Annotated in this window: 23 protein-coding genes; 10 read left to right on the top strand and 13 right to left on the bottom strand. The window is 54.8% G+C overall.

The genetic code is table 11. The features are described 5' to 3' along the window. Positions 1-27 precede the first annotated feature (27 nt). Together uspE and C1N64_RS13290 are read right to left on the bottom strand one after the other, a co-directional pair. Positions 28-981, bottom strand: a complete 954-nt coding sequence (uspE, locus tag C1N64_RS13295) for a universal stress protein UspE (RefSeq protein ID WP_006119247.1) — start codon at positions 979-981, stop codon at positions 28-30. A 118-nt stretch (positions 982-1,099) separates the two neighbouring features. Continuing rightward, positions 1,100-1,840: an FNR family transcription factor gene (locus tag C1N64_RS13290; RefSeq protein WP_006119246.1), complete on the bottom strand. Its 741-nt coding sequence runs from the start codon at positions 1,838-1,840 to the stop codon at positions 1,100-1,102. A gap of 318 nt (positions 1,841-2,158) precedes the next feature. Here C1N64_RS13290 and smrA point away from each other — a divergent pair, with 318 nt between their 5' ends. Then, positions 2,159-2,725 carry a DNA endonuclease SmrA gene (smrA, locus tag C1N64_RS13285; RefSeq protein WP_033741758.1) on the top strand — a complete coding sequence of 189 codons (567 nt, stop codon included), beginning with the start codon at positions 2,159-2,161 and terminating at the stop codon, positions 2,723-2,725. Here smrA and C1N64_RS13280 read toward each other — a convergent pair. Beyond that, a complete protein-coding gene (locus C1N64_RS13280) occupies positions 2,722-3,642 on the bottom strand; it encodes a LysR substrate-binding domain-containing protein (protein ID WP_033741756.1) in 921 nt (306 codons plus the stop codon). The genes smrA and C1N64_RS13280 overlap by 4 nt on opposite strands. Positions 3,643-3,956: 314 nt before the next feature. On the opposite strand from C1N64_RS13280, the gene C1N64_RS13275 reads away from it, so the two are divergent. Both C1N64_RS13275 and C1N64_RS13270 read left to right on the top strand, forming a co-directional pair. After that, positions 3,957-5,297, top strand: a complete 1,341-nt coding sequence (locus tag C1N64_RS13275; RefSeq protein WP_033741755.1) for an MFS transporter — start codon at positions 3,957-3,959, stop codon at positions 5,295-5,297. A 67-nt stretch (positions 5,298-5,364) separates the two neighbouring features. Beyond that, positions 5,365-6,705: a 2-oxoadipate dioxygenase/decarboxylase HglS gene (locus C1N64_RS13270; protein WP_033741752.1), complete on the top strand. Its 1,341-nt coding sequence runs from the start codon at positions 5,365-5,367 to the stop codon at positions 6,703-6,705. Positions 6,706-6,737: 32 nt separating this feature from the next. On the opposite strand, the gene C1N64_RS13265 is transcribed toward C1N64_RS13270, so the two are convergent. Next, complete coding sequence (locus tag C1N64_RS13265) at positions 6,738-7,172, bottom strand: DoxX family protein (protein ID WP_058701859.1); 435 nt, start codon at positions 7,170-7,172, stop codon at positions 6,738-6,740. 186 nt (positions 7,173-7,358) lie between these two features. Between C1N64_RS13265 and C1N64_RS13260 the strand changes: the two genes are divergently transcribed. Together C1N64_RS13260 and C1N64_RS13255 are read left to right on the top strand one after the other, a co-directional pair. After that, complete coding sequence (locus C1N64_RS13260) at positions 7,359-8,876, top strand: carboxylesterase/lipase family protein (RefSeq protein ID WP_033741750.1); 1,518 nt, start codon at positions 7,359-7,361, stop codon at positions 8,874-8,876. A gap of 171 nt (positions 8,877-9,047) precedes the next feature. After that, positions 9,048-10,730, top strand: a complete 1,683-nt coding sequence (locus C1N64_RS13255; protein WP_039340263.1) for a methyl-accepting chemotaxis protein — start codon at positions 9,048-9,050, stop codon at positions 10,728-10,730. Positions 10,731-10,770: 40 nt separating this feature from the next. Here C1N64_RS13255 and pepT read toward each other — a convergent pair whose 3' ends face one another. Next, on the bottom strand, positions 10,771-12,024 hold the full coding sequence (gene pepT, locus C1N64_RS13250) for a peptidase T (RefSeq protein ID WP_394514874.1): 1,254 nt from the start codon (positions 12,022-12,024) through the stop codon (positions 10,771-10,773). Positions 12,025-12,151: 127 nt separating this feature from the next. On the opposite strand from pepT, the gene C1N64_RS13245 reads away from it, so the two are divergent. Together C1N64_RS13245 and C1N64_RS13240 are read left to right on the top strand one after the other, a co-directional pair. Further along, complete coding sequence (locus C1N64_RS13245; RefSeq protein ID WP_039340267.1) at positions 12,152-13,747, top strand: ABC transporter substrate-binding protein; 1,596 nt, start codon at positions 12,152-12,154, stop codon at positions 13,745-13,747. A 100-nt stretch (positions 13,748-13,847) separates the two neighbouring features. Next, complete coding sequence (locus tag C1N64_RS13240; RefSeq protein WP_006119238.1) at positions 13,848-14,114, top strand: DksA/TraR family C4-type zinc finger protein; 267 nt, start codon at positions 13,848-13,850, stop codon at positions 14,112-14,114. A gap of 2 nt (positions 14,115-14,116) precedes the next feature. Here the strand turns inward: C1N64_RS13240 and C1N64_RS13235 are convergent, their stop codons facing one another. The 6 genes from C1N64_RS13235 to C1N64_RS13210 form a co-directional block, all read right to left on the bottom strand. Beyond that, a complete protein-coding gene (locus tag C1N64_RS13235; RefSeq protein ID WP_394514873.1) occupies positions 14,117-14,215 on the bottom strand; it encodes a YoaK family small membrane protein in 99 nt (32 codons plus the stop codon). Positions 14,216-14,240: 25 nt separating this feature from the next. Continuing rightward, entirely contained in the window at positions 14,241-14,564 is a 324-nt protein-coding gene (locus C1N64_RS13230; RefSeq protein WP_006119236.1) for a hypothetical protein, read from the bottom strand. Between the two features lie 228 nt (positions 14,565-14,792). Then, positions 14,793-15,977: a sugar transporter gene (locus C1N64_RS13225; protein ID WP_394514872.1), complete on the bottom strand. Its 1,185-nt coding sequence runs from the start codon at positions 15,975-15,977 to the stop codon at positions 14,793-14,795. A gap of 165 nt (positions 15,978-16,142) precedes the next feature. After that, on the bottom strand, positions 16,143-16,688 hold the full coding sequence (gene cybB, locus C1N64_RS13220; RefSeq protein ID WP_375123911.1) for a cytochrome b561: 546 nt from the start codon (positions 16,686-16,688) through the stop codon (positions 16,143-16,145). A 203-nt stretch (positions 16,689-16,891) separates the two neighbouring features. Beyond that, entirely contained in the window at positions 16,892-17,149 is a 258-nt protein-coding gene (locus C1N64_RS13215; RefSeq protein WP_033741742.1) for a hypothetical protein, read from the bottom strand. A gap of 164 nt (positions 17,150-17,313) precedes the next feature. After that, positions 17,314-18,561, bottom strand: coding sequence for an MFS transporter (locus tag C1N64_RS13210; RefSeq protein WP_394514871.1), 1,248 nt, complete (start codon positions 18,559-18,561; stop codon positions 17,314-17,316). Between the two features lie 98 nt (positions 18,562-18,659). On the opposite strand from C1N64_RS13210, the gene C1N64_RS13205 reads away from it, so the two are divergent. From C1N64_RS13205 to bioD, 3 genes are all read left to right on the top strand, one after another. Then, the gene (locus C1N64_RS13205; protein WP_394514870.1) at positions 18,660-19,562 is read left to right on the top strand and encodes a LysR family transcriptional regulator; all 903 of its coding nucleotides are present in this window, start codon (positions 18,660-18,662) and stop codon (positions 19,560-19,562) included. Positions 19,563-19,680: 118 nt separating this feature from the next. After that, positions 19,681-20,898: a sugar metabolism global transcriptional regulator Mlc gene (locus C1N64_RS13200; RefSeq protein ID WP_039340276.1), complete on the top strand. Its 1,218-nt coding sequence runs from the start codon at positions 19,681-19,683 to the stop codon at positions 20,896-20,898. A 115-nt stretch (positions 20,899-21,013) separates the two neighbouring features. Then, positions 21,014-21,712, top strand: a complete 699-nt coding sequence (gene bioD / locus C1N64_RS13195; RefSeq protein WP_039340277.1) for a dethiobiotin synthase — start codon at positions 21,014-21,016, stop codon at positions 21,710-21,712. A 109-nt stretch (positions 21,713-21,821) separates the two neighbouring features. Here bioD and osmV read toward each other — a convergent pair whose 3' ends face one another. Further along, a complete protein-coding gene (gene osmV / locus C1N64_RS13190) occupies positions 21,822-22,958 on the bottom strand; it encodes an osmoprotectant ABC transporter ATP-binding protein OsmV (RefSeq protein WP_039340279.1) in 1,137 nt (378 codons plus the stop codon). Then, complete coding sequence (gene osmW / locus C1N64_RS13185; RefSeq protein ID WP_006119224.1) at positions 22,958-23,605, bottom strand: osmoprotectant ABC transporter permease OsmW; 648 nt, start codon at positions 23,603-23,605, stop codon at positions 22,958-22,960. Before osmW ends, osmV begins: the two co-directional genes overlap by 1 nt. Between the last annotated feature and the right edge of the window lie 3 nt (positions 23,606-23,608).

The raw sequence follows: 23,608 nt of genomic DNA, 5'->3' as shown, positions 1-23,608 counted from the left end.
CCGTCGCCCTTTTTACTGAGGGCCGCGTTAATCGTGCTCGTCTTCGTCGTCAAGCGTAATGGGCGAGACAAAATCATCCGGCTTAATCGCCAGCAGGTCACAGCGCAGGTGATCGATCACCTGCTCAGCCGTATTCCCCAGGAAAGCTGCCGACAGTCCGGTCCGTCCAATCGTCCCTAACACCACAATGCCCGCGCCAAGGTGGGCGGACAATTCCGGGATCACTTCTTCCGGCAGGCCTTTTTCAACGTGGGTAAACTCTTCACTGATGGAGAATTTTTGTCGCAGGGCCTTCATGGCTACCAGATGCTGGCCGCGAATGGCATCGTTGTAGACGCTGGGATCAAAATCGGGCAGTTCGATAGCAATGTTGATTGGCGTAATCGGATAGGCGCCCACCAGATGCACTTCGGTATGATTGACGCTTTCGGCCAGTTTAACGGTTTCGCGAATGAGTTTCTGATTAAGCGCATCGTGGTGCGGTTCTTCGCTGGCCAGATTGACCGCCACCAGCGCTTTGCCGCCTTCGGGCCAGGGTTGATCCTTAACCATCCACACCGGGCAAGGGCACTTACGTAACAGGTGCCAGTCTGTCGGTGTAAAAATAACGGCTTCCAGCCGGTCGTGCTGGTGCGCCATTTTCAGCACTAAATCATGTTGATGCGCCAGCACTTCCTGGATGATTGCTTCATAGGGCCGGTTGTGCCAGATGACTTTAATGTCTATATCCACACCAGCATCCAGATAAGCCTGCGCCTGTTCACGAATCCATTCCGAGCGCTGGCTGATCACACCCTGACGCATCGCGGTGCGTTCATCTGGTGACAGCAAGGTGGTCATTTCGTATGAAAAGTCGTAGATGGGCAGAAATGCTTTGATTTTGCCGCCGATAAGCTGGTTGAGATAGACCGCACGTCGCAGCGCGGGCTGGTCATCCTGCTGAGGATCAATGGCGACCAGAATGTTTTGATACTGGGACATAGGCTACTCTCCTTAGACCGACGCGACTGGTTTAAAGATAGCCTATGTTAAGTGCACTAAGAAAGTGAAAAGATGTAGCCGGATCAACAAAATAAGATTTGTTAACCCGGCCTGAGGATTACGCCGCCTGGTGACTCTGACCGGCCAGCGCTTCCAGCATCGCGTGGTTCTCAATGGTGATATATTTGCCTTTTACGGCCAGCATACCCGATTTCTGGAAACGCCCCAGCAGTCGGCTAATGGTTTCAACGGTTAACCCCAGATAGTTCCCGATATCGCCGCGCGTCATCGTCAAACGGAACTCACGCTGTGAGAAGCCGCGCTGGCCATAGCGGCGGGATAAGTTCCAGACGAAGGCGGCCAGGCGCTCTTCCGCGTTTTTCTTGGACAGCAGCAAAATCATGTCCTGGTCGCCTTTAATTTCACCGCTCATCAGGCGCATCATCTGCTGACGCAGGGCAGGCATTTTGCCGGACAGGTCATCCAGCGTATCGAAAGGAATTTCGCAGACCATCGCCGTTTCCAGCGCCTGGGCGAAGCTGGGATGGCTGGCGTTCATAATGGCGTCAAATCCCACCAGATCGCCGGCCAGGTGAAAACCGGTGATTTGTTCATCTCCCTGCTCGGTGATGGTATAGCTTTTAATGGTGCCGGAACGGATTGCGTAGAGCGACTTCAGCTCATCACCCGCTTTGAACAGCGTATGGCCTTTTTGAATGGGTTTTTTTCGCTCAATAATATTATCAAGCTGATCCAGCTCATGTTCATTAAGGGTGAAAGGGATGCATAGCTGACTGATGCTGCAATCCTGGCAGTGAATCGCACAACCGCCTGACTGAATACGTTTTTCAGGGAACATAGTAGTTTGCTCGACGATAATTGACTGGGGTCAATTTTACCATTTTCTCGGTGTAAGGGAACTCATCCGAGCAGTTTTTAGGCATACAAAAAGTGTGGTTTCCGCAATGCTGCTAAAGGCTGTTATGACAGGGTTTTTTGATGTCATCTTATTAAGATCGGAAACAAATCTTTACGGATTTTTGATCTCATACAGAATTTATCTTAATCTGAAAGGCCAGAAGGGACGATAAAAACGGGATTAGCGCAGGCTTTACCGATTTTGCTACTATTTGGTTTCAAGTCAATTTTGCGTCATATCATTTACCAGGGGCGAGCCATGAACCTTGACGATGACAATCTGTTTCGTGACGCGATGAATGACGTTACGCCACTCAAAGATGCAGAAAATACGCGCTGGAATCACAGCGCTGCCAGCAAAAAAGTGCCGCCTCGGTCACCAGAACCTGAAGACGAAAACTTTTTAACCCGCGGTTACCTGGACATCATTCCTCTTGAGCAGCAACTTGAGTTTAAAGCTGAAGGCATCCAGCAGGGCGTGCTGGATAAATTACGCAAGGGGCAATATGCGCTGGATGCCAGCCTGAATCTGCTACGCCAGCCTGTTGAAACCTGCCGTCAAAATTTGTTTACCTTCATGCAGGATGTCCGTAAAGCCGGCTACAGAAACCTGCTGATTATTCACGGCAAAGGCCGGGACAATGACTCTCATGCCAACATTGTGCGCAGCTATCTTGACCGCTGGTTGCGTGAATTTGACGACGTCCAGACCTTTTGTGTCGCACAGAAGCAGCATGGCGGCTCCGGTGCGCTCTATGTCGGTCTACGCAAAACGGAAAAAGCGCGTCAGGAAAACTGGGAGCGCCATGCTAAACGCAGTCGCTAGCTGTGAAACTTACGAATGGTACTCATCAACACTTCGGCGCTCAGGCTTAAGGTGTTACCGGTGCGCGTGATTATCCCTACGGGTTCACCCGGGCCGGGAGAGGTGATGGGCAACGATATCAGGGCATTGTGGCTGAGATCTTCTTTGACGGCCCCGGAAGGCACAAACCAGATGTAGTCATAGCGCAGCGCCAGCTGACGGGCCAGCGACGTTGAAGACGTTTCGACGCAATGGGGCGGCAGACAGCACCCTTGCTCATCCAGCATCTGCTGTGCCAGGCGGCGCGGCGCGGTGCCTTCCGGGGAAATCACAACAGGCCACTGCATGGCACGTGAAAGCGTGACGTTGTCACTTAAAAGCGGATGCTCCGGTCTGACGACCAGCTTTAATGACTCCAGAAACAGCAGTTCATAGGTCAGGCCGGTCATCATCTCTTTATCCGCCATTCGGCCGATGCCCAGATCAAACTCGCCCGCTCTCAGCCCCGCCAGCAACACATTATTATGTAAGGTGGCAACCTGAATGGTCGTGTTGGGACGCAGTTGGTGAAAACGGTCAAGAATCTGTGGCAACATGCCCATCGCCGCCGTGGTTAAGGCACCAAGACGAATGACTACCGGACGCTCGTTAATCTGTTCATTAAAACTCTGGCCGGCATGATTCAGCGCTTCTAACACTTTTACCGCATGGATAAGAAACTGTTCTCCCATGGTGGTCAGTTGTGCGCCCAGCCGACCGCGTTCGAACAGGCGGACGCCGGTGAGTTCTTCAAGTTCGTTGAGGGTTTTAGAAAGCGCAGGTTGACTGAGACTTAAGGTCTCGGCTGCACGCCCCAGGGTTCCCTGCTGCGCGACGGCAACAAAGGCATGTAAATGGCGCAAGCGAATGCGCTGATTGAAAAGGATATTTTTTTCCATTTACCCAACTTAATGACATTGCCAGGTGACAGGCAACTATTTAAGCTGGATTTTGTTAACTTTGCTGCAAATTTTTATTAACAATGTGTACTTTTTGCAGCGGAGCGTTTTAAGTGGTTGATTATTAATGATGGCGTTGTTTTTTTGCCTGACAGGGCGTTTTTCACGGTTGCTGAAAAAACATCAACTTACCGCATTGCTTCTGCTTCGGCCGAAAATTTCATGCGTTTTATCGTTAACGATCAGCTATCATAAGTGCCGTTTTTTTTACCAAATCTGATAGTTGTTTAAGTCAGCCGTTGAGGAGTTTACCCGTGAGCAGTGTCGAGGCGGTAGATGTTCGCCAGTTAATTAATCAGGGTACTCTGAGTGGTGGCCAAATTCGGTTAATTGTACTCTGTTTTATCGTGGTTGCGCTCGATGGTATGGATATTGCCCTGATGGGCTTTATCGCGCCGACGCTGAAAACCGCCTGGCACGTCAGTACTCATCAGTTGGGTGTCGTGATCAGTGCAGCGCTGATTGGTCTGGCGCTGGGGGCGATGGTCGCCGGGCCGCTGGCCGACCGCTTTGGCCGCCGGTTAATGATCATTTTCAGCGTCCTGTTTTTTGGTCTGTGGACGCTGGTGACCGCATTTTCCCATAGTATCGAACAGATGATCCTGTTCCGTTTTTTGACCGGGCTGGGGCTGGGAGCGGCCATGCCCAACGTTAGTACGCTGGTGGCTGAATATGCGCCGGAGCGGCGCCGTTCATTCATTATCACCGTGGTGTTTTGTGGCTTTACCTTTGGGGCCGCCAGCGGCGGCTTTGCCGCGTCATGGTTGTTACCACGTTACGACTGGCATTCCGTTCTGTTGCTGGGCGGTATTCTTCCTTTGCTGGTCCTGCCGGTTCTGATCCGTCAGCTTCCTGAATCGGTACGTTTCCTGATTAGTCGCGGTGCGCCCGCGCAGCACATTCGCGCCATTCTTGAACGTATTCTTCCCGGCAGTACGAGCCCGGATACGCATTTCCATGCGACCGAAGCGGAAAAATCACCTGCTGAACACAGCGCCATCGCAACGGTCATTTCTCCTCGCTACCGCATCGGCAGCCTGATGCTCTGGGGCGGCTATTTTATGGGGCTGTTCCTGGTGTATCTGATCGGCAGCTGGCTGCCATCCCTGGTCAATACACAGGGAATGTCCGTGACGGAAGCGGCGATAATCACCGCGATGTACCAGGCAGGCGGCACGCTGGGATCGCTGTTTGCCGGCTGGCTGATGGATCGCTTCAATGCCAGTCTGTCGCTGGCTGTGATCTACTTCTGCGGCGGTATCGCTATTGTCGCGCTGGGTTTTTCACCGCCGCAGGTCGTTATCATGAGCGCCATTGCCTTCTGCAGCGGTTTTTGTTTTAACGGAGCGAATACCGGCATGAATGCGCTTTCCGCCAGCTACTATCCTACCCATGCCCGCGCAACCGGTTCCAGCTGGATGCACGGGGTGGGCCGAATCGGTGCCATCCTCAGTGCCTTTGTCGGGGCTGAAATGTTGTCACTCGGCTGGTCGTTCAGCGTTATTTTCTTGCTGCTCGCTATACCGGCACTGCTGACCACCGTGATGCTGGTGGTGAAAAATCGCTACGGTTTTAAGCCGATCACAAATTCATGATATTTTCCGCTGACCGCAGCGCGTTGGATTACAGTAGCTGCAACGCTCATGCTGTCAGGTGGTAAATATGGATAACTTTATCAGTGCGGATACGATTCGCACGGGCTTCTCCCAGGCCATGTCGGACATGTATCAGCAGGAAGTGCCGCTCTACGGGACGCTGATGCAGTTGGTGAAAGCGGTTAATGAGGCAACGCTTGCAGCTGATAGCGTGCTAGAGCAACGGCTGACCGAGGCCGATGAACTCAGCCGCCTCAGTCTGGAGCGCCACGGGGCCATTCGCGTCGGTAGCGCGGACGAGCTTGCCATGCTGCGCCAGATGTTTGCCGTCATGGGCATGTTTCCGGTGGGCTATTATGATCTGTCGCAGGCGGGCGTACCGGTGCACTCCACCGCGTTTCGCCCCATTGATGATGAAGCGCTGCAGCGCAATCCTTTTCGTATTTTTACCTCGCTGTTACGGCTGGAGCTGATTGCCGACCCGGCGCTTCGGGATGAAGCCGCACGGATTTTAGCCTCGCGCGATATTTTCACGCCGGAATGCCGAAACCTCATCGCGCTGCATCAACAGCAGGGCGGACTGACGGCGCCCCAGGCGCAGGCGTTTATCAACGAAGCGCTGGAAACCTTCCGCTGGCATTCACACAGCCTTGTGGAGAGCCGCACCTATCAGGCGCTGAACCAACAACATCGGTTGATCGCGGATGTGGTATGTTTTCCGGCCTGCCATATCAATCATCTTACGCCACGTACGCTGGATATTGATCGTGTCCAGGCGCTGATGCCGACGTATGGCATTGATCCCAAAACGGTGATCGAAGGTCCGCCCCGGCGTAAGGTGCCTGTTTTGTTACGCCAGACCAGCTTCAAGGCACTGGAAGAACCCGTCATTTTCACCGACGGTTTTGAGGGCACGCACACGGCGCGCTTCGGTGAGATCGAACAGCGCGGCGCGGCCTTAACGCCGCAGGGCCGCGCGCTTTACGATCGTCTGCTCAGCGAAGCCGGGAGCGGTGCGGATAATCAGCAGCACCAGCAGCAGCTCACGGCGACCTTTGCGGCTTTCCCGGATGATGAAAACGCATTACGTGAAGCCGGCTTAGCCTGGTTTACTTATCGGCTCAGCGAAAAAGGGCGAGCGGAACCGCCGCAGCGTGGGGAATCACTGGCAAGTCTGATTGAGCAGGGGCGGATTCTGGCGGATCCTGTTATTTATGAAGATTTTCTGCCTGTCAGTGCGGCAGGGATTTTTCAGTCTAATCTCGGGGACAAAACGCCGACACGTTCGGCGGGACAGGCAAGCCGGAGCAGCTTTGAAACCGCACTGGGCTGCCCCGTGCAGGATGAAATGGTGCTGTATGCAGAGAGGCAGCGGGCGTCCTTACAGCGCTGCGGCATTACCTTATAATATGAACGGGGCGGAACCGCCCCGTTTTTCCTTTACTGCAGGCGCGTATCACGGACCAGCGTAAATCTTCCCGCCCCCAGAAACATCACCACCAGAGCGCCGAACAGGTAAAGTGCTTCCGTTTCCAGTGCCCAGGCACCGACATCGGTGCGATGCCACACTGCGCCGGTTTTGACCAGCAGCGTGGCGACAACCATATTCACGGCAATGATAAACGCCGCTGGCCGGGTCATGAAGCCTGCGATCAGCATCAGCGGTGCAATTATTTCCCCTATCCAGGCACCCCAGGCGATAAAGCCCGGCAGACCGTGTTGTCGCAGTAAATGGGCAATCCAGCCCACGCCATGCACGAGCTTAAACTCACCATGAAACAGCAATAATCCCCCCAGAGTCAGACGTAGCAACAGTTTGCCGAGATCGGGATGATCGGTCATGCGCACAAAAACCTGATTGATACCGCTAAACATTGTCAGTTCCTCAAAGGCGTTTTCGTTACGCTCTCCACTAAAAACATTTTCATGACAGGGGTCAATCACGGCGACGCCTTCGGGCGATTTTTCAGCGTATTTACCGTTTTGCTTAACAACGCGTCAGAACTGGACAACATCAGATTGCCTGAAATAATGAAAAGGCACGCTAACAAGGAACACTGCATGAAAAATGACGGCCTGAAAATCGCGCTGACTGACGGAGAACTGCAGGGCACCCTTGATGACGGGATCTTTGTATTCAAGGGCATTCCGTATGCGGCACCGCCTGTCGGCGCGTATCGCTGGCGCGCGCCACAACCGGTTAAGCCCTGGCACGGTGTACGCAATGCACAGCACTTTTCTGCAGCGAGTTGGCAGAATCGTGACTACTGCCTGGCGATTGGCGGAGGCGATCCTGGTGTATTCAGTGAAGACTGCCTGTACCTCAACGTCTGGACGCCAGAGCTGCAGCCAGAGGTTCCACTCCCGGTCATGGTCTGGCTTCACGGCGGTGGCTTTACGATCGGTTCAGGTGGGCTGGCACCCTATAGTGGAAAACCCTTAGCCTCGCGGGGTGCGGTGGTGGTGACCCTTAACTACCGTTTGGGACATCTGGGTTTTTTTGCTCATCCCGCACTGGAAAAAGAGCAGGCTGACACGGGCCATATCAACAATTTCGCGCTGCTTGATCAGATCGCGGCATTACGATGGGTACAGCAGCATATCGCCGCGTTTGGCGGGAATGCCAGCAACGTGACGCTGTTTGGCGAATCGTCGGGCGCCCGCAGTGTGCTTTCGCTTTGCTGCTCACCGCTGTCCCGGGGGTTGTTCCACAAAGGGATCGTGCAAAGTGCCTATAGCCTGCCAGACGTCACCCGCGACGCGGCACGTGAAAAAGGCGTTATGGTGGCGACCGCGCTGGGTTTACCGGCGGATGCCAGCATGGCGCAGCTGCGTGAGCTGCCTGCGGACGCCTTCTGGCCGCTGGACAGCTCGCTGGGCCTCGGTCCGGTGGCCATTGCCGGTGATACGGTGCTGCCCGAGCCGGTCCTGAAAACGTTGATGGCGGGAAAACAGCACCGCCTGCCGCTGATGGCGGGCAGTAACAGCGATGAAGCGAGCGTACTGGTCTGGTTTGGCGTGGAGGCTGCCGCCGTGGTGGGACAGCTACGGCGTAATAACCATTTTCATTATCGGTTACTGCGCTGGATTTACCGTACCGGGGATGATGCGCTGCTGGGGCGGGCTGTCGCGCGGGATATGACGTTTAGCATTGTTCCCTGGCTGATCATGCGTGCGCAGGAGAAAGCGGGCATGCCGGGCTGGCGCTACTGGTTCGACTACGTTTCAGAACGATCGCGCGATCTCTACCCGCACGGCACCTGGCATGGTAATGAAATCCCTTACGTGATGAATACGCTGGCGATGATGCCGCCTGCCGACGACGATCGCACCTTTACCGCCGCAGATCATGCTTTTTCTCAACAGGTTTGCGATTACTGGTTTCGTTTCGCATGTGATGTAACCCCACACACGACGATGATTGAAGGCAAACAACGCTGGCCCGCCTGGCGCAAAAAGCATGACGTGACAATGTCACTAGGATGGCAGGGTCAAGCGGCTCTCAAACTGTTACCGGGTTTTATGCGCCGCCGCCTCGCTTTGTTCCGTTTGATGATGTCCCGCCTGGTGCGACTGTAAAGGGTGAACCAGCGCGGTGCATGCCAGACGTACGCCGGCCTGCACATTTCCACCCGCACATTATCTGTGCGGGTGGATGAAAAAAAATAACAATACCGTTACATTTTCCCGCGAGCTGCCGATAAATCTCCTGTGTCCGGTTTTACGGATTAACGTTCAAGGGATTTCTGTATGGGTATGCTTAAAAATTTCACTATTCGCACGGTTATGTTGACCATTCTGGGACTGTTTAGTCTGTTGTGGAGCGGCATTGGGCTGTTCAGCATTCATTCGCTTAACTCCCTCAGTGATGGCAATGATGTGGATCGCCATATCGTTGAGCAGATGACCGCGTTAAGTCAGGGTAACGACCAGTATTTTCGTATGATTACGCGTTTGTCGCGTGTGATGGAGAAAAAGGCCGCCGGTGTCGCCCAGGATGACACCGCCTTTGCTCCGGTACAGCAGGCGTTAGATAACATGCGTCATCAACTGGCGCTGTTTAAACAGCTGTCACCCGGACCTATGGACGCGGCCGTGACGAATGAGGTCATTGATAAATGGCAGCAACTGCTGGATCAGGGCGTCACCGTGCAGTTGCAGCGTGCCCGTCAGGATTCGCTGGATGCCTATCGTCAACAGGCGAATGACGTCACACCTGCGCTCAGCCGCGCCTTCGGTGCCAGCACCGAAGCGTTTAACAACGTGGCGAACAAGAAACTGGGACAAACCCGTGTTGAAGTGGATCGTCTGACCGCCGTGACTAAAACGATGATTTCAGCCACCGTGGTGATTGGTCTGCTGATTCTGCTGTTTACCGATCGTTATCTGGTCACAATGTTGGTCAAACCGCTGGAGAAGATTCGCGAGCATTTTGCCGTAATCGCCAAAGGGGATCTCAGTAAACCCGTTCAGGATATGGGCCGTAACTGCGTTGGTAAACTGGTTCCGCTGCTCAGTGCGATGCAGGACAGCCTGCGTGATGCGGTCAGTGCCATTCGCAGCGGCACAGAGAATATCTCGCGCGGTGCCGCCGAAATCTCTATTGGTAATAACGATCTGTCCTCCCGTACGGAAGAGCAGGCTGCCGCGCTGGAGCAAACCGCCGCCAGTATGGAACAGCTGACCGCGACCGTGAAATTTAATGCGGAAAATGCCCGTCAGGCCAGTGCACTGACCGAAGCGGCAACGCTGACGGCGAAGCAGGGCGGCAACCTGGTGGATGAAGTTGTGACCACCATGAACGGCATTTCCGACAGCTCGAAGAAAATCGCTGAGATCACCAACGTCATTAACGGCATTGCGTTTCAGACCAACATTCTGGCACTGAATGCGGCCGTAGAAGCCGCGCGTGCCGGTGAACAAGGGCGAGGCTTTGCCGTCGTCGCCAGTGAAGTGCGCAATCTGGCACAGCGCAGCGCCGGTGCGGCGAAAGAAATCGCCGGGCTGATTGCCGATTCTGTGCAGCGCGTGGAAAAGGGCGCGGAACTGGTGGGTACCACCGGCGGCACGATGAGCGGCATTTTAAAATCCGTCCAGGATGTGGATGCAATTATGAAGCAGATCGCCGCCGCCTCGGAAGAGCAGAGCAAGGGCATTTCTCAGGTTGGTACGGCCGTGACGGAAATGGACAGTGTGACGCAGCAAAACGCGGCTCTGGTTGAAGAGGTTTCTGCCGCCGCCAGCGCGCTGGCGCTGCAGACGGAAGCGCTTCAGGCTTCTGTTGCACAGTTCCGGTTATCGAGCGATGCGCCGGTAGCGCTGACACAGGACAGAAGGCCGCCAGCGGCGTCTGCAGGCCCTGCAACAGCACCGTCTCCTGTACTGCGTCCAAAAGCCGCCACGGCAGAGAACGGCGACTGGGTCACCTTCTAATCAATATGACTACCGCCTTCATCATGAAGGCGGTGATGTTTCAACTGCCTGTCTTTGCCGTACTCCCCGATTGCGCCGCCAGATAACACAGTTTCTCCGCGACCTGATACGACTTAACGAACGACTTCACCGGCAGGAATTCGAAACGTGAATGGAAATTGTGCGCGCCTGTGAAAAAGTTAGGGGTGAAAATACCGCGGGCAGATAAGGCCGCGCCATCGGTACCGCCGCGCATGGGAATCACTTTGGGTGTAATGTCCAGATCGCGCATGGCAGCAAAAATCAGATCCAGCGCCCGGCGGTCGTCGCCCATGGCATTGCTGATATTGCTGTAAATATCGTGAATCGTTATCTCGACCTGTCCGGTGGGATAGCGTTCAGCAATCAGGCTGGCAACATGCTGCAATTGTTCTTTGCGCGCGGCAAAGCTCGCCAGATCGAAATCGCGAATTGATGCTTTCAGCGTCGCAACACTGGCATTGGCCTGCATTTCATTGAACCAGATATAGCCTTCACGGCCTTCCGTGTGTTCGGGCGTCGCCTGCCTGTCGAAGTGACTGATAAAGTCATGGGCCATCAGCAGCGGATTGACCAGCACACCTTTACCGGACATCGGATGGGCGGGAACCCCGGTGAAACACAGCTCTGCCGCCGCGCCATTGAAGTTTTCATAGACCACTTCACCCAGTTCACAACAGTCGATGGTCCAGGCAAAGTCCACATTAAAGCGGGTGTTAAGATCCAGCGCTTTGGCACCGCGCAGGCCAATCTCTTCATCGGGGACAAACGCGACGACTACATCACCGTGCTGACCCTGCAGGTTTTCCATTAACGTCATAACAACGCTAACCGCCGCTTTGTTATCGGCGCCCAGCACGCTGGTCCCGTCGCTGAAAATAATGTCCTGGCCCATATAAGGGGCAATTTCAGGATGCGCATCCCGGCGCAGCCAGATGTTCTGTTCGGGATTAAGGCACAGATCTTCGCCCTGCCAGGTCAGGATCTGCGGGTGAATATCAGGTGACAGACCGACGTCAACCGTATCAATGTGCGTAATAAACCCAATGCGTGGCGCGTCAGGGCAGTTGCCCGGTTTAACTGCCGTTACCGTCGCCTGTTCATCAACGACGACCTGTTCAAGCCCCAGTTCGCGCAATTCATCCGCCAGCAGCGCCGCCATCGCATGTTGACTCGGGGTGCTCGGTAAGGTGCTGGACTTTGCATCACTCTGACTGCTCACCGCCAGATAACGGAAAAAACGCGTGATCAACTGCGTCTGAAGTTTGTCGGTCATCACTAATCCTTATTAGTTGACTACATGCGGGGTTCGCTATGGTGAAGATTCATGCTATCAATCCACTGTTTGCACCGTTTATTTAGAGAGTCTGATATATAGAAGTCAACATAAAGCGAGGATAATAATGAGAAACAGGTTTACAACCCTGGGATTGCTGACGGCCGGTATCGCATTGGCAGGAAGTGTTAACGCGACGACGCTGGTCTACTGCTCAGAAGGCTCACCGGAGAACTTTAATCCGCAACTTTACACCTCGGGAACCAGCGTGGATGCCAGTGCCGTGCCGGTGTTTAACCGCCTGGTTGATTTTAAAACCGGCACCACAGAATTAATTCCAGGCCTTGCAGAACGCTGGGAGATCAGTCCCGACGGCAAAGTCTATACGTTCCATCTGCGGCATAACGTTAAATTTCAGAGCAATAAGCTGTTTACGCCCAGTCGTGATTTTAATGCGGATGACGTCATCTTCTCTTTTATGCGCCAGATGGACAGCAACCATCCCTATCACAACGTCTCGGGCGGGCACTATTCCAACTTCGACAGTCTTGAACTGGCCACGTTAATCACCCACATTGACCGCGTTGACGATCACACCGTGCGCTTTACGCTGGCGCACCCGGAAGCGCCATTTCTGGCCGATCTGGCCTGGTATTTCGCCTCCATTCACTCGGCAGAATATGCAGACAAGATGCTGAAAGCCGGCACACCGGAAAAAGTGGATAGCGATCCCATCGGAACCGGGCCTTTCCAGTTGGTTCAGTATCAAAAAGACTCACGCATTCTGTATAAGGCGTTTCCGGACTACTGGCAGGGCAAGGCCAGACTGGATCGGCTGATTTTCAGCATCACGCCAGACGCGGCCGTGCGCTACGCCAAACTGGAAAAAAATGAGTGCCAGGTCATGCCGTTCCCGAATCCTGCCGATCTCGAAAAAATGAAACAAAATCCGGACATCACGCTGAAACAGGCCGCGGGACTGAATACCGGTTTCCTGGCCTTTAACACCACCAAAGCCCCGACCGATAATGTGCAGGTTCGCCAGGCGCTGGCCATGGCGATCAACAAGCCTGCTATTATCGAGGCGATTTTTAAAGGCACTGGCGTGGTGGCGAAAAACATTCTGCCCCCCGGCGTCTGGAGTGCCGACAAGGACCTGAAGGATTACGATTACGATCCGGAAAAAGCGAAAGCGTTATTGCAACAGGCAGGCGTGAAACCAGGGACGGAAATTGCGCTCTGGGCGATGCCGGTACAGCGTCCCTATAATCCCAACGCACGCAGAATGGCGGAGATGATCCAGGCAGACTGGGCAAAAGTGGGCATCAAAGCCAATATTGTCAGTTACGAATGGGGCGAATACCTGAAACGTGTGCGCAGCGGTGAGCATCAGGCGGCCCTGATGGGCTGGACGACGGCAACCGGGGATCCGGATAACTTCTTTGGTCCGCTTTACAGTTGCACGTCGGCGAAAGGGGGATCGAACTCATCAAAATGGTGCTATCAGCCCTTTGAAAAGCTGATTACCGCCGCCCGAGCCGAACCCGATCAAGCCAAACGTACGGTCATGTATCTGCAGGCGCAGCAAATCATGCACGACCAGATGCCGGCCGTAATGATTGCCCATTCCACCATTTTCGAACCGATCCGCAAATCGGTGACCGGTTACGAAGTGGATCCCTTCGGCAAACATATCTTTTATCAGGTCGATATTAAGCCGTAATGTCCGTCACCGGCTTCACAGGGAGGTGAGTCGGTTTGCCTGCAAAATCCCTGATATGTTGTACAGTTAACCTGTACAGGTAATGAAGTGGAGCACAAAAATGGCAAACGGCTGGGCAGCAGAAGGGGCAGTACAGGAGCAAATCGACAGCACCGTTAATGACGGTATCGAACGTGTGCGTCAGTCACTGGGACAGGGGGAAAGTGCCACAGAATGCGAACTGTGCGGCGAGCCGATTCCCGAAGCCCGCCGTCAGGCACTCAAGGGCGTGCGTTATTGCGTTTCCTGTCAGGAAAAGATCGATAAGCAGAAAAAAGAGAGCAGTCTCTACAACCGGCGTGGGAGTAAAGACAGCCAGCTACGCTGATCTCAGGAGCCAGGCATCGCCAGGCCTCTGCCGATGAACCAGGCGAGAAAGCCAATACCTGCCACGATGATAGCGATGGGGAACAGCAGACCAATTCTCATAATTATCCTGTGAGGTTACGCCACGTCAGGCCAGCCGCAAGGCGGCACGGTTGTTCTTCAGCAAAGTAAATAATTCAAACTGCGTGGCGTCCGTGATCTGACGCTGCACTTCACCTTGTGTATACAGCAGCAGATGAATATGCCCCAGTTGACGCCAGACGATGATCGCCGAGGCAATCAAGGCGCAGGTCGTTTCTGCCTGCACGCATTCTACTGTAGCGTAGCGAACGTCGTCTAAATCATTCGTGAAAATTTTCACCGCCTCAGCAGGTAAGATGGCCTGGAGATCCTGCAACATCACCCGGCTGACGCTACGCGACAGGTACAGCGTTAACCACTTTCTCGTCATGAACGTTGATCCTTTTTCGAGGTTAACAGATGTAATGGATGAGTCAGGTAGAAGGGCATCCTCTGACAATATAAGCGGTTATCGGGTGTGTTTAGCACCTTTCTGACGCGCTGCCCCTTCGGGCGCCGGAACAGGTCGTCTGGCCGTTCAGTGCCGCAGTGCCGCAGTGCATGATAGCAGACGAAGACGCATCGGCAGGCTTCTGCGAGGCGCAGAAGCCTGCTTCAGTTAACCATTAGAGCGTAACTGTGGGCAGCGCCGGAAAATATACACGCACCACAGCAGCGCGACCAGGCCGATCATCGCCCCCACGTTACCGACGTCAGACAGGCTCATATATACGCTCACCTGACTGCCCAGTAACGCGCCCGCACCGATGCCGATGTTATAAATGCCGGACATCAGCGACATCGCCACGTCGGTGGCATCGGGTGCCAGTGACAGGACACGGATTTGCATCGCCAGGCCAATCATCATCATCGCCATTCCCCAGACGACGCAGAGGGTGATAATCGCGCCAGGACGCACGGCGGCAAAAATTAACAGCCCCATGCATAAGGTGACCAGGGCGATGGCGCTGATCAGCAACGCTGAGGGAAAGCGTTTACCCAGCGAACTGAACAGCAGACTGCCAATAATGCCGGCAGAACCAAACAGTAACAGCAGCAGGGTGGTAAAACTTTCGCTGGCATTCGCCACCAGTTGCATAAAGGGTTCAATATAGCTGTAAGCCGTATAGTGCGCGGTCACAATGAGTGTAACCAGCAGGTACATGCCTGCCAGGGCCGGGCGGCGGAACAACAGCGGTACGCTGCTTAATGAACCGGTGTGTTCACTGGGCAGACGCGGCAAGACGCGCGCCAGCATAATCATCAGGATCAACGCTGACAGCCCGATCACGCCAAAGGTGGTGCGCCAACCCAGCGCCTGCCCCACAACGCGACCAATGGGCACCCCCAGCACCATGGCCAGTGCCGTACCGGTTGCCAGCATACTGAGCGCCTGCGTTTTTTTACCGGCAGGCGCCACACGAATAGCCAGGGAGGCGGTAATGGACCAGAACACCGCATGTGACAGCGCAATGCCAATGCGGGAAACGATTAACGAACTGAAGCTCCAGGCGAATGTCGAAAGAACATGGCTGGCTACAAAGAGGCTAAACAGTACCGTAAGCAGTAACCGCCGTTCAACATTACGCGTCAGCAGCATTAACGGCAGGGACAGCAGCGCCACCACCCAGGCATAAATCGTCAGCATAATGCCCACTTCAGCGGTTTTCATCGAAAACCCGGCAGCAATATCCGACAGTAAACCCACCGGTACGAACTCAGTGGTATTGAAAACAAAAGCGGCGATGGCCAGCAGCACCACGCGTAGCCAGGCCGTTTTACGGGAAACAGTTGTTAAAGGCATGAGAAGTTAAATCTGTCTGTGCGTCAAAAGAGGATGACAACGATCATCCCACGAAAGTGACCTGCGTCACAATTTAGTGGCTATTGTGTAGGAATCAAGCGCCGGGTGGAACCACCTGGCGCAGATTATGGTGATTTTTTTAGCCCGATGTGCAGCGTCAGGGAATCAGGGCTGGCGCGTCCCGCGTCCCGGCATCATACGCAGCAGCGCATTGTCCTTCAGCGCATAGTGATGGAACAGGGCTGCAGCGACATGTAAGCCGATGAGCCAGTAGCCCAGTGGCGCCAGGGTTTCGTGCCAGTCGACGAGCGTATCAGAGAGATCGAAATCAGGTTCCGCAGCGACCGGCATGGGAATGCCGAATAATAACCACTCGCGGCCCTTCAGGTAACGTGAGGCGATACCCAGCACCGGCAGGCTGATAAATAAGGCATAAATCAACGTGTGCGTCAGGTGTGCCAGGCCCGTTTGCCAGCGCGGTACGGGGGGCGTAATCGCGGGGCTGCGATGGCGAATTTTCAGCAGTAACCGTGAGAGCATCACCACCAGAATGGTTGCGCCCGCGCTAAAGTGTGTCACGGTCATCACAAAGCGCTGCCAGGAGCCCCGTTCCACATAACCGCGCAGCTCCATCGTGGCATAGACAATAATCAGCAGCAGCACGGTCAGCCAGTGAAGGGCAATTTGAGACGCCGCATATTTATCACGCATGTTAAATCCCTGTATGAAGAGTAAGGCCTCTAAGATAACGGAAAAAAGGCAAAATGCTTAACGAATTGGCGACTTAAAGCGGGACGGCTACAGGGGCAGGTCGGCAGCAACTGAACGGCGGGCTGGCAGGGCAGATGGCGGCGATATTCCGCCATCCTCGGGAAAAACGCGGCTGAATGGGATCGCAAAGGCATGCGCTGTGATCAGAAATCAATACCGTGCTTCAGTCCAACGCTGTCATGCAGGGGTGGGGTTTGAGCAGACATAACCGGGCAACAGTCGTCGCAGCCTAATGCGCTGGCATAATATTTTCGGGCTTGCTGTATAGCCGCTGTTGCAGAGTAAAACGTGCCCAGAAACAGTCGGTCTTCCAGACCCGGAAGGTAGCGACAGCCTTTGGCGTGTACCACGTGGTTATCGTTATAACCGGATTGTTTATTGACGTAATAGTAATGCGCCATGAGGTCTCCCCTAACAGTGAATTCAAAGATGGCATTAATCTTTGGGATTAAACCGATTATAGCGGGGAAACACCGGTAGTTAGCAATGATACTGATAATACGGACAATTCTTGTACAGCGGATTTTCCGGGCCGCATTGTGCCCGGAAAATTTGTTAAGTTTTGCTAGAGTTTGCGTTGATGCAGCCGCCACGCGACCGCCAGAGCCAGCAGCAGCAGGGTAGAGATAAACACGGTTATGCCCGGCCAGCCAAACTGATGCCAGAAAAAGCCCCCTGCCGTACCCGCCACGCTGGACCCCACATAATAACTGAACAGATACAGTGAAGACGCCTGGCCTTTTGCGCGACGCGCGCGTGGCCCAATCCAGCCGCTGGCTACGGAGTGTGCGGCAAAAAAGCCAGCACTGAACAGCATCATCCCAATAAAGATCAGAGCCAAGGCATGAAAGGCGGTCAGGAGCAGGCCCGTCAGCATGATAAGCGTTGCGCCCAGCATCACCGGCCCCCGGCCATATCGACTGGTTAACGCGCCGGCTTTGGGCGAACTCCATGAACCGGTCAGGTAAACCACCGACAGCAGTCCCACCACGGCCTGGCTTAAATGCCACGGCGCACCCAGCAGGCGATATCCGATATAGTTAAACAGGGTGACGAACGCCCCCATCAGCAGTAAGCCTTCCGCGAACAGCAAGGGCAGGCCCGCGTCGCGCCAGTGCAGGCGAAAGTTAATGGCCAGATGGCGGGGGCGCAGGGACGTCGGGTGAAAATGCCGCGAGGCGGGCAAAATTTTCCAGAACATCAGGGCGGCCGCCAGGGCAAAACAGCCAATGGCGGCAATGGCGACGCGCCAGGAGAAAAAGTCGGTTAATACGCCGCTGATCAGGCGACCGCTCATCCCGCCAATCGAATTTCCGCTGATATACAGCCCCATCGAAAAGGCGACTACGCTGGGATGGATTTCTTCACTGAGATAAGTCATCCCGACGGCCGCGACGCCGCTGAGCGACAGGCCAATAAGCGCCCGCATCAGCAGAATGCCGTGCCAGCTTGTCATGGTGGCCGAAATCAGCGTGCAGACGGAAGCCAGCATCAGCGCGGTGACCATGACAGATTTGCGACCGACAGCATCGGACAAGGGGCCGGTAATCAGTAAGCCCAGCGCCAGTGTCGCGGTGGAGACCGACAGGGAAATACTGCTGGCGGCCGGTGACACGCCAAACTGTGCAGAGAGGACCGGCAGCAGCGGCTGCACACAATACAGCAGCGCAAAGGTGGCCAGCCCGGCCGAAAACAGCGCCAGTGTCACGCGCATAAAGGGCGGAGTGCCGCGCACGATCCACGCCTGAGAAGGTGATGCAGGCTGCTGCGCCACATTTCTGTCCAGGGCGACAGCCGATGAAGAGCGATTCACAGTAATCCTTATGAGTAAAAACAACGAATAACGTAAGGCTAGGAAAAGCGGATTAGGTTGTCTAATATATTAATAATCTCAAATAATATTTTTAACCTATGAATATCGAGCTGCGTCACCTGCGTTATTTTATTGCCGTTGCAGAAGAGCTGCATTTTGGCCGCGCGGCGCAGCGGCTGCATATTTCTCAGCCGCCGCTCAGTCAGCAAATCATGCACCTTGAGGCAGAAACCGGGGCGCAGCTGTTTAACCGCACCAACCGCAGCGTGCAGCTCACGCCGGCCGGGCAACAATTTTTGCAGGATGCGCGCGCCATTCTGTTGCAGGTTGAGCAGGCGACCCAGCGTGCGGCACGACTACATCGGGGAGAAGAAGGGGAACTGCGCATTGGCTTTACCTCATCTGCCGCTTTTATTGGTGTCGTCTCGGATGCGCTCTACCTGTTTCGCCAGCGCTGGCCTGATGTTCATGTTCAGATGCAGGAAATCAATACCCGGCAGCAGCTGACGCCGCTCCATGAAGGGAAACTCGATTTGGGTGTGATGCGCAACACGCCGCTGCCTGCCGATCTGCATCATCAGCTCCTGTTACAGGAGCCGCTATGCGCGGTGGTGCACAAAGCCCATCCGCTGGCGTCCGCCGGGAAGATTTCTTTACAGGCGCTGGCCAGTGAGCCTTTTGTCTTTTTCGATTCGCAGGTGGGAACGGCGCTTTACAGCGAAATACTCGATTTACTGCAACGCTATCAGATCAAACCCTATATCACTCAGGAAGTGGGCGAGGCGATGACAATTCTCGGTCTGGTCGCGACCGGTTTAGGCGTGTCTATTTTACCGGCATCGTTCAGCCATGCCCGCCTGACGAATGTCGTCTGGCTGCCGCTTGAGGAACCGGATGCACTTTCGGAAATGTGGCTGGTCTGGTCTGCGCAACGGGAAATGAGCGCGCAGATGGCCCATATGATGGCGCTGTTGCGGCGGGAAAACGAACGCTCTCGCTAAAGGCGGAAAAATTATGTGTGATAAATCACATATCTAAGCAAATATTTGCCGCAAAAGGTGAATCTGCCGCACCATAGCGGATATTTATTTAGAAGCGCGAAAATAACCGGAGCAGGGTGTGAGTTCGGACAGCCAACCTGGCCATATTGACCAAATTAAACAAATCAATGCTGGCGTCGTTTACCGATTAATTGATCAGCATGGCCCCGTCTCGCGCATTGAATTGTCCAGGCGCGCCCAGTTAGCCCCAGCCAGTATTACCAAAATTGTCCGGGAAATGCTGGATGCCCATCTGGTTCAGGAAACCGAATTTCAGGATCCGGGCGCGCGTGGTCGTCCCGCTATCGGGTTAATTCTGGACACGGAGGCCTGGCACTACCTGGCCCTTCGCCTGCACCGTGGCACATTAACCCTGACGCTTCGCGATTTGAGCAGCAGGGCGCTGGTTGAAGACCATTTGCCCCTCCCGGATGATCCCACCCAATCCTTACTGACCACACTGACCGACCATGTTGATGCGTTTTTTATCCGCCATCAAAAGCGGCTGGAAAGGCTGACCGCCATTGCTATCACGTTGCCGGGGCTGATCAACGTCGCATCAGGCGTGGTGCACCGGTTACCCGGTTATACCTGCCATGATATGCCACTGGGCAGCACCCTGGCGGCCCGAACCGGCCTGCCGGTGTTTATCCAGCATGATATCTCGGCCTGGACATTGGCAGAATCCCTGTTTGGCGCATCGCGCGGTGCGCAGGATGTCATTCAGATTGTCATTGATGAAACCGTGGGGGCGGGCGTGATCACGGACGGACAGTTACTGCACAAAAGCGGACGTGCGCTGGTCGAAGTGGGCCATACGCAGGTCGATCCCTATGGTCAGCAATGTTACTGCGGGAATCATGGCTGCCTGGAAACGGTGGCCAGTACCGGCAGTCTGCTGGCCCTTGTTGCTCAGCGTCTGCCGGGACAGCCCGACAGCCTGTTACATCATCAAACCTTAACGCTGGAGGCGGTCTGTGAGGCGGCCCAGGCGGGTGACAGGCTGGCCCGCGATGCCATCGCCACGGTAGGGCATCATGTGGGCAGGCTGCTTGGCATGATGGTAAATATCTTCAATCCTCAACATATTCTTATCGGTTCACCGCTAAGTCAGGCGGCGGAAATCCTGTTCCCGGCGGTACAAAACACCATTCATCAGCAGTCGTTACCGGCTTACAGCGCAGGCATTCAGCTTGCACCTACTGAGTTTACTGAGCCTGGCACACTCGGTGCGGCGGCGCTCATTAAAGATTCGCTCTATAGCGGTTACCTGTTAGTGAAGTTACTACAAGGTTAAGCAACACTAACCTTGCGCTAACGCAATCTGCCTGTGCTTTTCCTTCCTTAGAATGTCTGTTCGCACGAAAGACTCATCGCCGATGAGTCGAAACCGCTGGTGAAGGAGACGTCGAGTGAAAACGCTATTTATTGCGGGAACAGATACCGAAGTGGGAAAAACCGTTGTGTCGCGCGCCCTGTTACAGAGTTTTATTCAGGCCGGTTTCAGTGCCGCAGGCTACAAGCCCGTTGCCCGTTGTGGTGTCAAAACGGAAGAGGGCCTGAGAAATAAAGATGCGTTGTTTTTACAAAGCGCCTCGTCCATGACGTTGCCTTATCAGGCTGTGAATCCCGTTATTTTCGAAAAAGAAGAAATCGGGGGTTATCCGCCTTGTGAGGTTAACTATGCGCGAATCAGTCAGGGGTTAAAGAACCTGCATCAACTGGCCGATCGCGTCGTGGTTGAGGGCACAGGAGGCTGGCGCAGCCTGATGAATGATGCCCAGCCGTTATCGGCCTGGGTGGTGGAACAACAGTTGCCGGTGATCCTGGTCGTGGGGATTAAAACGGGCTGCATCAGCCATGCGTTGCTGACGGCTGAGGCTATTCTGGGTGATGGCTTACCGCTGGCAGGCTGGGTGGCAAACCGGATCAATCCGGGGCTGGCGCACTATGCGGAGATCATTTCAGCCCTGCGTGACAAGCTTCCTGCGCCGCTGTTGGGTGAGTTGCCCTATTTGCCGCGTGTTGAGCAGCGTGATGTGTCCCGCTACCTGGATATCTCCCTGCTCAATGCCGACAAGCTGCCGGTTGCAAAGGCGAAAATAGCCTGACGCCCTTCATCTGAAAACACACGCTAATAAGAAAGACAGTGACACAGGATGCGAAACACGAAACCCGCTCGATGGAAAAGGGCCGCAACCGGGGTGCGGCCCTGATTTTTCAGGGATTCAGACGGCGACGCGTACGGCCGGAACTGAGGTAGTCCGCGATATAATCCTGCGAAATTTCCCCGCTGTAACGGCCTTCTTCATCCACAATCGGCATCCACACCGTGTTGTGTTCATACAGCTTTGACAGCACCACGCGCAGGTTCTCCTCGGCTTTGCCGGTTACCCGGAAGGTGTGCAGTATATCCTCACAGCGACCGCTGGCGCTACGCGCCTCGCGACGTTTAACAAACCCGAGCGGTTTACCATCGTCGTCCACGACGGTAATGGAACGCATATCGTTATCGTCCATAGTGCTGAACGCATCCATCAGTGGCGTCGAACGTTTCACCGTGATGGTCGGTTGCTGATCGGTCACATCACCCGCCTGCACCAGCAGCAGACGTTTCAGAGTGCGGTCCTGACCGACAAACGACCCGACAAAATCATTCGCTGGCGTCGCCAGTAATTCGTCCGGGCTGGCGCATTGCACAATTTTGCCCTGGCCAAATACGGCGATGCGATCACCGAGTTTCAGCGCCTCGTCAATATCGTGGCTGACCAGCATGACCGTTTTCTTTAACTGACGCTGCATATCCAGGAACTCATTCTGGATGACTTCACGGTTAATCGGGTCCACCGCACCAAAAGGTTCATCCATCAGCAAAACCGGCGGATCCGCCGCCAGCGCGCGAATAACGCCAATACGCTGCTGTTGCCCGCCCGACATTTCGCGCGGATAGCGATGCAGAAATTTCGTGGGATCCAGTGCCACCATGCTCATTAATTCGGTGGCCCGCTCGCGGCACTGTTTTTTGTCCCAGCCCAGCATGCGCGGCACGACGGTAATGTTTTCCTCAATCGTCATGTTAGGAAACAAACCAATTTGCTGAATAACGTAGCCAATATTGCGGCGCAGCGTGGTCGTGTCCTGGGTGCTGGTGTCCTCACCGTTGATGAGAATACGTCCGCTGGTGGCCGGAATCAGGCGGTTAATCATTTTCAGAGTGGTCGTTTTCCCACAGCCGGAAGGGCCCAGCAGTACGCACATTTCGCCCGCCGGCACCTCAAGACTTACATTGTCCACCGCTTTCATCAGCGTGCCATTTTTCTGGCTGAAGGTTTTCGTCAGATTTTCAAGTTTTATCATTATCGAATTCCCTTAGGAGTCAGCGCCAGCTGCAAACGGTGCAGCAGCCAGTCAAGAACAATCGCCAGCAGGCAAATCATCAGTGCGCCGGCAATCAGCATGCGCACGTCACTTCCGCTGATGCCATCAAGCAGGAGCAGGCCAAGTCCGCCCGCACCGATCACCGCCGCGATGGCCATAACGCCGACATTCATCACGACGGCGGTGCGGATACCGCCAAAAATGACGGGCAGGGCCATGGGGATCTCAACCCAGCGCAGACGCTGCCAGAACGTCATCCCAATGCCCCGACCGGCCTCACGCAAGCCATCCGGCAGGTTTTCCAGCGCGGTATGGGTATTACGTACAATCGGCAGCAGGGAATACAGGAACACCGCCGTGATGGCAGGCACCGCACCGATTCCCTGACCGATCAGCGAAAACAGCGGGATCATCAGACCAAACAGGGCAATGGTCGGAATGGTCAACACGATGGTGGCGATGCCCAGTACCGGCGTGGCCAGCCATTTAATGCGGACAATTAAAATGCCCAGCGGCACGCCGGCCAGAATGGCGCAGCCCACAGCGACCAGCACCAGCCAGGTATGCTGCCAGGTCAGCGTGAGCAGGTTATTCCAGTTATCAATGATGTAATGAAGGGTATCCACGAT

The sequence above is a fragment of the Pantoea sp. SGAir0215 genome, assembly GCF_043543215.1.
Note: the sequence above shows the minus strand (reverse complement) of the source record. Positions and strands in the feature narration are given on the sequence as shown.